This window comes from Lactobacillus sp. ESL0679, from assembly GCF_029433515.1.
Taxonomy (GTDB): Bacteria; Bacillota; Bacilli; order Lactobacillales; family Lactobacillaceae; genus Lactobacillus.
In genome coordinates, this window is sequence record NZ_JAQTIG010000010.1 from 21,271 (window position 1) to 32,194 (window position 10,924).

General features: G+C 38.8%; 3 protein-coding genes. All 3 read left to right on the forward strand.

Annotation, left to right across the window (positions count from 1 at the left end; translation table 11 throughout):
• The first annotated feature begins 1,238 nt into the window (after positions 1-1,238).
• Positions 1,239-4,910: a YSIRK-type signal peptide-containing protein gene (locus PT287_RS09920; protein ID WP_277134651.1), complete on the forward strand. Its 3,672-nt coding sequence runs from the start codon at positions 1,239-1,241 to the stop codon at positions 4,908-4,910.
• 138 nt (positions 4,911-5,048) lie between these two features.
• A complete protein-coding gene (locus PT287_RS09925) occupies positions 5,049-7,145 on the forward strand; it encodes a BspA family leucine-rich repeat surface protein (RefSeq protein ID WP_277134652.1) in 2,097 nt (698 codons plus the stop codon).
• 525 nt (positions 7,146-7,670) lie between these two features.
• Positions 7,671-10,924 (forward strand): hypothetical protein (locus PT287_RS09930; protein WP_277134653.1); only part of this gene is annotated, 3,254 nt, incomplete at its 3' end.

A 10,924-nucleotide genomic window follows, 5' to 3' on the forward strand; every position in this document is an offset into this window, starting at 1 on the left:
CAATATAGTTGTAAATAAAAGAAGCCCTGTTGGTATCAGGACTTCTTAACATGAGTTTCCGCTTAAAAGCGGTGACTTAACAGTTTTTTCTAAAAACCGCCAGACTACAAACTAGAGCGGTTTTTTTCGTGCTTGAATTTTTTCCAAGCAGCAATACAATGCCGTAACTTTTTTGGCGTCTTCGCAGCAGTATCTAACAAACTATTAAATAGCTTAATAATTCGATTAGCTAGCCATAAGAACACCACAAGTCCAGCAAAGATTGCAATAACGGTATCCAAAAGATACTGGACTAAGTCCTTTCTTTAGGATTTTGCAGTTATAGCTTTTTACACCATACGCATCATCTCCCAGTCGAGAAATTAATCACCGCGTTCTAGCTTCTACTCATGTTAGATTAATTATAGCAAAATAAAGCTGCAATTAGGCAAGTTATTTTTATTCGGAAGCAAAAAACTTATTGTCACCAAAATTGCATACTAATTGCACGCGTGCTACAATATAGCTGTAAATAAAAAAGAAGTCCTACGGTAATAGGACTTCTTAACATGAGTTTCCGCTTAAAAGCGGTGACTTCACAGATTTTTTAACAAAAACCGTTAGTCCGTTAAACTAGAGCGGTTTTTTGTATGCTTGAATTTTTTCCAAGCGGCAATACAATGCCTTAACTTGTCCGGTGTCTTGGCAGCAGTATCTAACAAATTATTAAATAGCTTAATAATCCGATTAGCTAGCCATAAAAGCACCACAAGTCCAGCAAAGATTGCAATAACGGTATCCAAAAGATACTGGACTAAACCCTTTCTTTAGAATTTTGCAATTACAGCTTTTTACACCATACGCATCATCTCCCAGTTAAGAAATTAGTCACCGCATTCTAGCTTCTACTCATGCTAGATTAATTATAACAAAATAAAGTTGCGATTAGGTAAGTAACTTTAAGTGCTATTAGACCTTGTCCAGTGTTATAAGCCTAGTTAGTTGCTAAAGACTAACATTTAAATAACGAATAGTAAGATTAATAAAGCGGATAGTAACGCTTTATTTTTTGTGCTTAAAAATAAATTTAGCTATGCAAAAAGTGATAAAAAAAGCGATTATTTGGGGCTTGGTGACGGCTAAAATTACCGCTAATAGTGGCGGATATTTTTAAGTGTATATTTACATTTTAAAATTTATGTTTTAGAATACCTTTGTATTTGTAAGAAAAAAGTAATACATACAGAGGATAATAAAATATGGTAGGAAAAAACAATTTTAAAGAGAAATTACGGCAAATGGTCACACAAAATAAGCGTGAACACTTTGCAATTAGAAAGTTGACGATTGGTGCAGTCTCGGTCTTGCTCGGCGTGACCTTCTTAGGGGTAAATAACCAGACGGCTAAGGCCGATACAGTAACATCAACTCCAGCTACGCAGACTAAGAAGCAGCCTGACCTTACAACTTATCAGGCACTGAAGTCATTCTTAAAGAGTGACGATCAGGCAGCACAAGCCAATGCCAAGCCAGCAGCGACCACTAATACTAATAAGCCGCAAGCAAATGATGATCCTGCAACTAGTCAACCAGCACCAACAGAGTCGGATCAGTCCGTAGCCACAACAAATACAAGCGCTAATATTGTTGACAATGATACTGCAACAACTAAACCAACTGCTACAACAAATACAAGCACTAATATTACCAATAATGATAATGCGACAACTAAGCCAGCAGTAACGACTAAAGATGAGGTTACTAATAATCCAGATTACATGAATTACAATGGCTCATCTAAGTTGCCAAGTGATGCAAGTGCAGGTAAAGACTTTTCAACTACAACTGACTCAACAGTTTATATTGGTAATTGGACTGATTTTACTGCTGCGATAGCAAATCCCCATATTGATAAGATTAATTTAATTAATAATATTGCTTCAAATACTACTGGCAGGACAGATCTTGATTTTCCACAACGTAGATTAGTTGTACAATCTGATCCTACACTTAATAAAAAGTTTATTTTAGATCTACGTTTTTCAGGACCTCGTCCCAGTGATGCACTAACTAAAACTGCTATAAAAAACGGTAATACTAATTGTGCCTTAGGTGCAGCAGATGTGACCTATAATAATTTAAGAGTTTATTCTCAAAGTTACTATGGTATTTCAAACTCAATGGATGCCACTGATAGTCCGACTAAGCTTACGTTGAATAATACAGATTTTATAGGTTCACAGCTAACATATAGCGGGCAATATACAAGTATTTATTTTGAAGGAAATGTCAATGCTGATTCTGTCTTTTCATATGTAAGCCCACTTGATGGAAAAACTTATACGTCTGATGGCGGGGGTCAGCAATTAATTGAGTTCTGGGAAGGTTCACAAAATATATATTTTAAAAAAGGTTGTAATTTTGTAGGCTCTACAAGTGATGGTAATGTTATTGAAATGTCAAATGGTAATGTTAATAATAAAAACCATGTAGTGTTAGAATCTGGGTCGAACGTAACTTTAAATCCATGTAAGAATCCGGGATCGGGTATTGATGTAGCTCAACACACTAATAAAGCTAGTGCAATCGTTTCTAATAATGGTGAGGGTGATGTTACCGTTCAAAAAAATGCTGAATTAACTATTAATGTGGGTACTCCTGATTACACTGGCGGTAAAGATAAAAATGCAGCAGCGGCCATTACATTGACAAGTAACTCAGGTAATGGGGCTGCTGTAGTTGATAACGGCACTATTACAGTAAATACTAATGGAGATATTAGTAGTAGTACTGGTGGTAGCTCGAAAGCCAATGTATTAATTTATGACCAAGGTAATTTGACTATAGGACCTGGTGGTTCACTTAATGTTTATGGTAAAAATATGCAAGACTACACCGGAACCTTGCTTTATATTTCTGGTAAAGCTGACTTAAACGGTGGTAGCTTGGATATTGAATTACAAGATGATCCTGATCATCCTGGTGATAAAAACTTTGGCGCAGGTAAAGGTAAAGTTAATTTAGTTGATGTTGTCAGCAATACTGCTTTAACGGTAAATAACCCTAAGAAATTAGTTTTAAACGCATCTCTTAATAAGACCCCAGGTACTAGTATCATTGGTGATAATGAAGTTGATATTAAAAATGTTCGGCAACAGTTTGATCTTGCAGCCATGATGAAGGGCTTGCCAGGAATTGTTTTACCTCCATTTCACATATTAAAGGTACAGAGTGATGGCGCAGGAATTAAGGTTCTATCAAACGGGATTGAGACTTTAAATGGTGACTTGAAGTTGTCTGATACTGCAGTTGATAATATAAATAATGTAATTAAGATATATCCAAAAATTGGCGATAATTTAGCTGCAGCTTTTAAACTTAAAGATCATCCAGAACAATTGATACCAACGTTGCGGGGAATGGTTAATAAAGTAGATTATGATCAAATTTTTACTACAGTTATCGATCAGGCTTTCTCAACCCCGGATAGTTTTGGTTACAATAATATTTCTATGATCCCGACTAATAGCGGTGGTTTCTTAAATATTGAAGATGACAATGGCTTTTTGGGGCAAGCCTCATATCATCAAAATATGAAAGATGGCTCGTTAACAATTAGTGGTAAGGTTATTAATTATGATTCTACTGTTGATGGTCCTGAGCAGCCTAATAACATGTTTAGTCAAATTATGCATTGTGGGACCAAGGCTTATATAATTGCTAAAATTGGTGATAGCGGGACTACCTATGTTGATCCTAAGCATCCAGTGGATAGTCCTTATCTGCATACTAAGAATATAGCTAATGATTTGACTAAAGAGTTCACTGCTGAAGTTAACCCGGATGGGACTTTTAGCTTTGATATTCCTACAGGTACAGTTGTTACGGGAGATACAATTAGTCTAACTGCTGAAGCTAACTTTGTTGGTTTTGATCCTGAAGATAAGGATCACACGTCAGCCACAGTTCAAATTGGGCCAATTGCTGACATACAACAAATTAAGACTACGGCTGATAATAATATTGATAAGGGCTTAGAAATTGCTAAACAACGGATTATAGCTTCAGGCTTATCTGAAGCTGACCAGCAAGAGTTCTTAGATGCTGTCCAAGATGCTCATGACAATGATGAGTATTACATTGATAATGCAACGACCTTTACCACAGTTAATACTTATCTAACGTACGCTTATGACACTTATAATCAAGAAGGTGCTAAGTCAGAGTTTAAGTATTATGTTCAGCAGTGTGAGCAGAAGTTAAATATTACTGATGCGGATAAAGATATGCAGACAATCATTAATAATACGATGACCTTATGTAATGGGGCAATTGCCACATCAATCTATAGTGATCACGTTGAGAGCAAAACAGAAGACTGCTTAACTAATCAGAATCGTGACTGGGCAGAAGGTTATGCTTTAGATCGGTTCAAGTGCTGGGTTAACGATCAAATGAGTGCATTAGTTACCAATCAAATGGACACTTGTAAGAATGATCCAAGCTTAAACCTAACAGCTGATCAAATTGCGAGTCTAAAGGATAGATCCCATACAGTCTTAACTTTTGCACAATCAGATGTAACCAGTGCTAGCGATATTGATGTAGTAGTGGAGAAGTATCAGGCAGGTGTAAAGCAGATTAATGACTTCTTTACGACTAATTTAAATAGTATTTCACGTAATGATGCTATTTCTAATGTACAAGCTAAATGGGCAGAAGTAATGAGTAAGTTAGATAGAACCAAAGGAATATATCCTAAGTTATCTCGTCCAGATAGAAGAAGATTACAACAAAAGCTGAGTACAGTGGCTCCAACTGCTATGTCAACATTGATGAATTGTCCAGATGCAGATGTGAGTCCAACTTATAATCAGGCGATGTCTGATCTTCAAGCAATTTTAGATGAGGCTCAATCTTTAAACAAGTAGAAGCTAATATATAAGTTTTAAAAAATAACCTAATTGTTAAAAGTAACAATTAGGTTATTTTTGTATTGCAACAGATAAAGATGATGTTTTATAATGAAAGCGAATTCAAGTAAGCGTATATTAAAAGGAGAATTTAGCATGCAAAAGCGAAAATATTCTGAGACGCAGGGACGTTTTGCGATTAGGAAGTTAACAGTGGGGGTAACTTCTGTCTTATTAGGATTAGTTTATCTAGGTGTTAATCAGCAAGTAGTTAAGGCAGATACTACTAGCCCAGTGGTAAATAAGCAGACAGAAAGTTTAAATACATATTCTGCTCTCAATAAATTTTTACGCACAGATGATAAGACTAACGAAAATTCGGTTGCACCTGCTTCTACATCGTCAACTAACCAGTCAGCAATAGCTACCACACCTAAGCCTGTTGATAATGCTTCTAATGATACATCAGTGCCAGCACCGACCACACCTAACCCATCAACGACTAATGGTCAAGCTAATATAACTAATAATCTTACTAAGGTTAGTATTAATGGTGATTGTGATTTGTTGTGGGATGCCAGCAGTAATACTTTGCATGTTAAGGCAGGTGCTAATGGTAATAAGTTAGCTGGTAGTCTAGCTTTTAATAATGATTGTCCTGTATCAACTAATCATATTGTATTTGATGATCCAATTGCTTTTCCAGCTGATAGTGCTGGAATGTTTGAGGATCTTGATTCGCTAAAAGATATTACTGGTTTGGATAAGGTCGACACAAGTCAAGTTGTAAATATGAGTGGAATGTTTGATTGGTGTCATAAATTATCTAAAATAAATTTAAGTAGTTTTAATACTGAGCAAGTTACCGATATGTCAACTATGTTTAGAGGATGTTATAGCCTGACAGATATAGATTTAAGTAAATTTGTGACTAAAAAGGTAACTAATATGGGCTATATGTTTCAGGACTGCCTTAACCTTATCAATTTAGACCTTAGTAATTTTGATGTAAGTAAAGTTACTGCCATGCCATATATGTTCGACAACTGTTGTAATTTAGAAAATTTAAATATAGATAGTTTTGACATAGATAATAATGTTAGTATTAGCGATCACCTTGTTGATGCTCAAGGAATGTTTAATAATTGCGTTAATTTGAAAAAATTAAATTTAAGTAGATTTGGTCATAGTGCCTTAGATTTATATAATACTGGCTCGAAATATGGTTTTGTTTTATCTGTTCCAGGACGAAATATATTCATATATTTAAGTAATTGTTTGGTAGCTAAAGCTGTTGGGGTGTTTGAAGGTGGTACTGTTGCTCATCCAGTAGGTCCAACTTATACATCAGAAGAACTAGGTAATTTATATAATTCAGAATATCCGCCAGCAGAAACATATATTATAATGGGAGTACATGATAATGAGCGGTATGTAGCTAAAGCTAATGATAAGTTGTTAATGACTGTTGGGCAGAATTTGAATACTGTCAATTTATCGTTTACTGATAAGTTAGATGACTCAGTTAAGAGTCTAGCAGACCTGCAGACAACGCCAGACCTATTTAATGATAAGTCTGGGACTATTACTAGTGTTAAGTGGAGTGGTGCAGATGTTGATGAACAAGGGAACTTAAGTAGTACTGCTACGGGAGTAGTTGATGTAACAGCGACAATTACTTATGGCGATGGTACAACAAGCACGCTTCCTGTAACGATTAAGATCAGAAACAATGCGATGATTAACGTTAATGAGCAGAAAGAATTTCTATCAAGTTTAACGCCAGTTGACCATACAGTTAATGATCCTGATGCTAGTAATTATCTTGACTTAAGCCAAGTCAATACTAGTGAGGTAACAGGTTATACGTGGTCAGGAGATGCTCGAGGTACTACTGATCTTGATATTAATTATAATCACAGCCAAGATGGCAGCTTGCTGGCTTATATCGTTGTCCATTACCAAGATGGGACTCAGCAGGCAGTGCTAGTGCCAGTAAGAATTAAACCGCAAAACCTGCAATGGCAATTTAAGCAGACACAGCCAATCACAGTGAAGCTGAATACTATGGAAGCACCAGCAGAATTTAGCACACCAAGCAGCTTCTTAGCTAACACTAATCTGATTAAGAAGATTACTTGGGCAGTTAGCCCAGACACCAGTAAGATAGGGTCTGGGGTTGGCTTTATTAAGATAACTTTTGCTGATGGAACAAGCTTAATACATGCGGTTGAAATTAACGTTGTACGGTAATTATTAATAATTTTAAGAAGATCACCAATTATTGGTGATTTTTTTGTAGTGAAAATTAACATTTTTAAAATAATTAAATATAATTTAAAAATTAAAAGTATTTGCAATAAAATAATGAAAACTATACAGAAAAAGTTTTTTACAAATTTTCAAAATCAGCAATTTTTATTTAGCTTTTTGCTAAGTTGTTATTTTATCTTACTGCCATAGCAGGATTAGTCTCTACAGCAGATGGTAGATTCTGTGATAATCCGGTTACAAATTAATTAATGTTATTTTTCGCTTGTTAAAAAATGTACAAATATGTATTGAAATAAAACTAAATATAATTATAATTAATACAGTATATCGTTAGCTATATGCTAATCTAAAACCGCTGTTTTAAGTTGGATTATGGTTAGTCAAACTAAAGACTCTGCATTGCATCAGTCTTTTTTATGGGTTAATGATAATTTTGAAATCGCTAGGGCGAGCTAAAGAGTAGAGTTTAAAGTAACTAATAATTAAGTTGTAAGTGGAGATATAATGGTAAATTCAGATCAAAACAAAAAGTCAGAAAAGAATTTAACTGCTAAGCAAAAGGCAGAAAGGGCGGAGAAAATCCGTGCATTTAAACGAAACTTATTAACCGCAGGGACTGCCGGTGTTGGCGGGTTACTTGGCGGCTTATTAAGTGCGCCCCAAACAGCCCATGCTGCTACCAATGTACCGAAGGTTAAATTAGCTAACAATAAACACATGTTAGTTAATGCTCAGTCAGCGGCCATTCCTGCTTCTGAAAGTGCACAAGCATTAAGTACACCACAGTCTAGTCCGGCTAAGCAGGTACACTCAACGAATACCGCTGAAGCCATCAGCGAGCAACAGACTAAGGACGCTAGCAGTCAGTCTGTTAAGGATGCCTTGATGTCACTTGCCAATGACAATCAATGGACTAAGAGTTCTACTGCTAACTCAGCTACCACAACCACTTCAACAACTAAAGTTAATTCCAGTTCGACAACTTCTGTTTCTGCAACTGCGTCTAATCAAGTCACTCAAGCTACTGAGCAAAAGGTAAAGCCAGAGACTCAGGCGGATACTACTAATGAAGAACGGGATACTGATGACCCAGCTTCGTTAGTTTCTAACTATAACGAGACTCACAATGAAAATTCCAAGATAAATCAATATGTTTCTAATTCGGAATCTGCTAGCTTTACTAAAGATAGCAATAATTCTAGTGCTTCTAGGAGCTTGTCGGCTAAGGCATCGACTTGGGCTTCACTTGAGGAATCAACTGAAGATAGTCAGGATGACAGTGAAGATGATAGTCGGGCAAATATGATGGCTGACCAGTTTGACAGTTATAGTCTTACTGGACAATCAAATAGTTTATCTAATCTCTCTAAGAGTTACGCGTCAGTATCTGCCAGTATTGCCAGTCGCAGCAGCTCGCTAAAGAGTGACATTGACAAGAGTCAATCAGATTCGGCTAGTTTGGCAAGCAATTTAAGTTATCAAGATTCCTCTTCGACAGCGCTTTCTAATAGTCAAGAGCAGAGTCAAGAAGATAGTAATGAACTGGCTTCAGCCCAGATATCAGCCTCAGCCGTTCTCGAATCATCTGGTAATCTAGATCCTGATATTAGTGCGTCACTCTCTGCCGAAGCAACAAGTGCTAACTCATTGAGTGCTTCTAAGAGCTCAGTAGACTCCGCTAGTCAATCTACTAGCGCTTCAGACAATAAATCATCAAATTCTATTTATAATGGAATTACAAGTAATAACACCAGCTTAAATACTGTAGGGTTTAACTACAATACGTCACGCTTAATGTTTAATGTGGCAAGTAACAAGTTTAATGTGAGTCTTGCTGCTAGACAAGAGAGTGATGCCAACTTATCAAACTCGGCTAACAAGTCGGCAATCGCCAGCATGAGTGCTGATACAGCTAAGTTAGAAGAACAGATCGCTACTAGTTTATCGCAGGAGGCTGCGAGTTTAGCAAGCTTGAGTGATGTTTCGTTAAGTCACTCGGCAAGCAACTCAGCTAGTCAGAGTGCTAGTCAGAGTACTTCTAAGGTTACCAGTCAGAATTATTCGGCAGTAGTATCACATTATCACAACGTCAGTGATAGTAACTCGGCAATGCATGCAGCTGTATCTAATCAGAACTCGAAGAACTTGGCCAGTATGGCGCACAAGGATTCTGCTTCAGCAAGTAATAGTTACTCGGCTTCGCAGCATAAGATTGACTCGATGTTAAGTTCTAACTCGTTAAGTCTGCATAACAGTGAGAGTGGATCCAAGTCAACGTCCGCGATTTTCAGTAAGAGTATGCAGTCATATAACTTGGCTTCTAGCAGTGCCTCGGCTTATGCAGCTTCGGCAAGTAAGTCAGCGAGCGATCACAGCACCAGCTTGAACGCAAGTATGCAGTCGCAGGTTGACCATAATTATTCGAGCTTAACTTCGGCTGCAGGTCAGTTATCGGCTAGTTCGATGGCTGATGCTGTGCTTAAGAACAGTCAGTCTAACTCGAAAGTTAACTCGGCAATCGAGAGTCTGTTGGTTGATAACGCGCAGATGAGTGCGGCGAGTCAGGCAAGCTCGCTGAGTAAGAGTGCTAGCGAACAGGCTAGTTCCGCAGTAGAAAGTGCCAGTGCCTCAGCCAACAGTATGAGTCAAGACATGAGTGCCAATGCCAGTGCTTCGGCAGCCAGTGCTAGTGCGTCAGCCAACAGCATGAGTCAAGATATGAGTGCCAATGCTAGCGCCTCAGCAGCGAGTGCCAGTGCGTCCGCCAACAGCATGAGTCAAGATATGAGTGCTTCGGCCGCAAGTGCTAGTGCATCAGCAAACAGCATGAGTCAAGACATGAGTGCCTCGGCAGCAAGTGCTAGTGCCTCAGCAAACAGCATGAGTCAAGACATGAGTGCCTCGGCAGCAAGTGCCAGTGCCTCAGCAAACAGCATGAGCTATGATATGAGTGCTTCGGCAGCAAGTGCGAGTGCGTCAGCCAACAGCATGAGTCAAGACATGAGTGCCAATGCCAGTGCTTCGGCAGCCAGTGCTAGTGCTTCAGCCAATAGTATGAGCCATGATATGAGTGCCTCAGCAGAGAGTGCGAGTGACTCAGCCAATAGTATGAGCCATGATATGAGTGCCTCGGCCGCAAGTGCTAGTGCCTCAGCCAACAGCATGAGTCAAGACATGAGTGCCTCGGCAGCAAGTGCTAGTGCCTCAGCCAACAGCATGAGTCAAGATATGAGCGCTTCAGCTGCTAGCGCTAGTGCATCAGCCAACAGCATGAGTCAAGATATGAGCGCTTCAGCTGCTAGCGCTAGTGCCTCAGCCAACAGCATGAGTCATGATATGAGTGCAAGTGCCGCCAGTGCGAGTGCTTCAGCTAACAGCATGAGCCATGATATGAGTGCTTCGGCAGAGAGTGCCAGTCAAGATGCGAGTGCTTCAGCCGCCAGTGCCAGTGCCTCAGCTAACAGCATGAGCCATGACATGAGTGCTGCTGCCGCGAGTGCCAGTTCAGCAGCTGCTTCGCAAATGGCTGCTAATGCCACTGATCAAGAAAGTAGTTTGGCAGAATCGGCTAGTGCAATGAGTCATGATATGAGTGCTTCGGCAGAGAGTGCCAGTCAAGATGCTAGTGCATCAGCAGCCAGTGCGAGTGCGTCAGCCAACAGAATGAGCCATGATATGAGTGCAAGTGCCGCCAGTGCGAGTGCCTCAGCCAACAGTATGAGCCATGATATGAGTGCCTCGGCAGAGAGTGCCAGTCA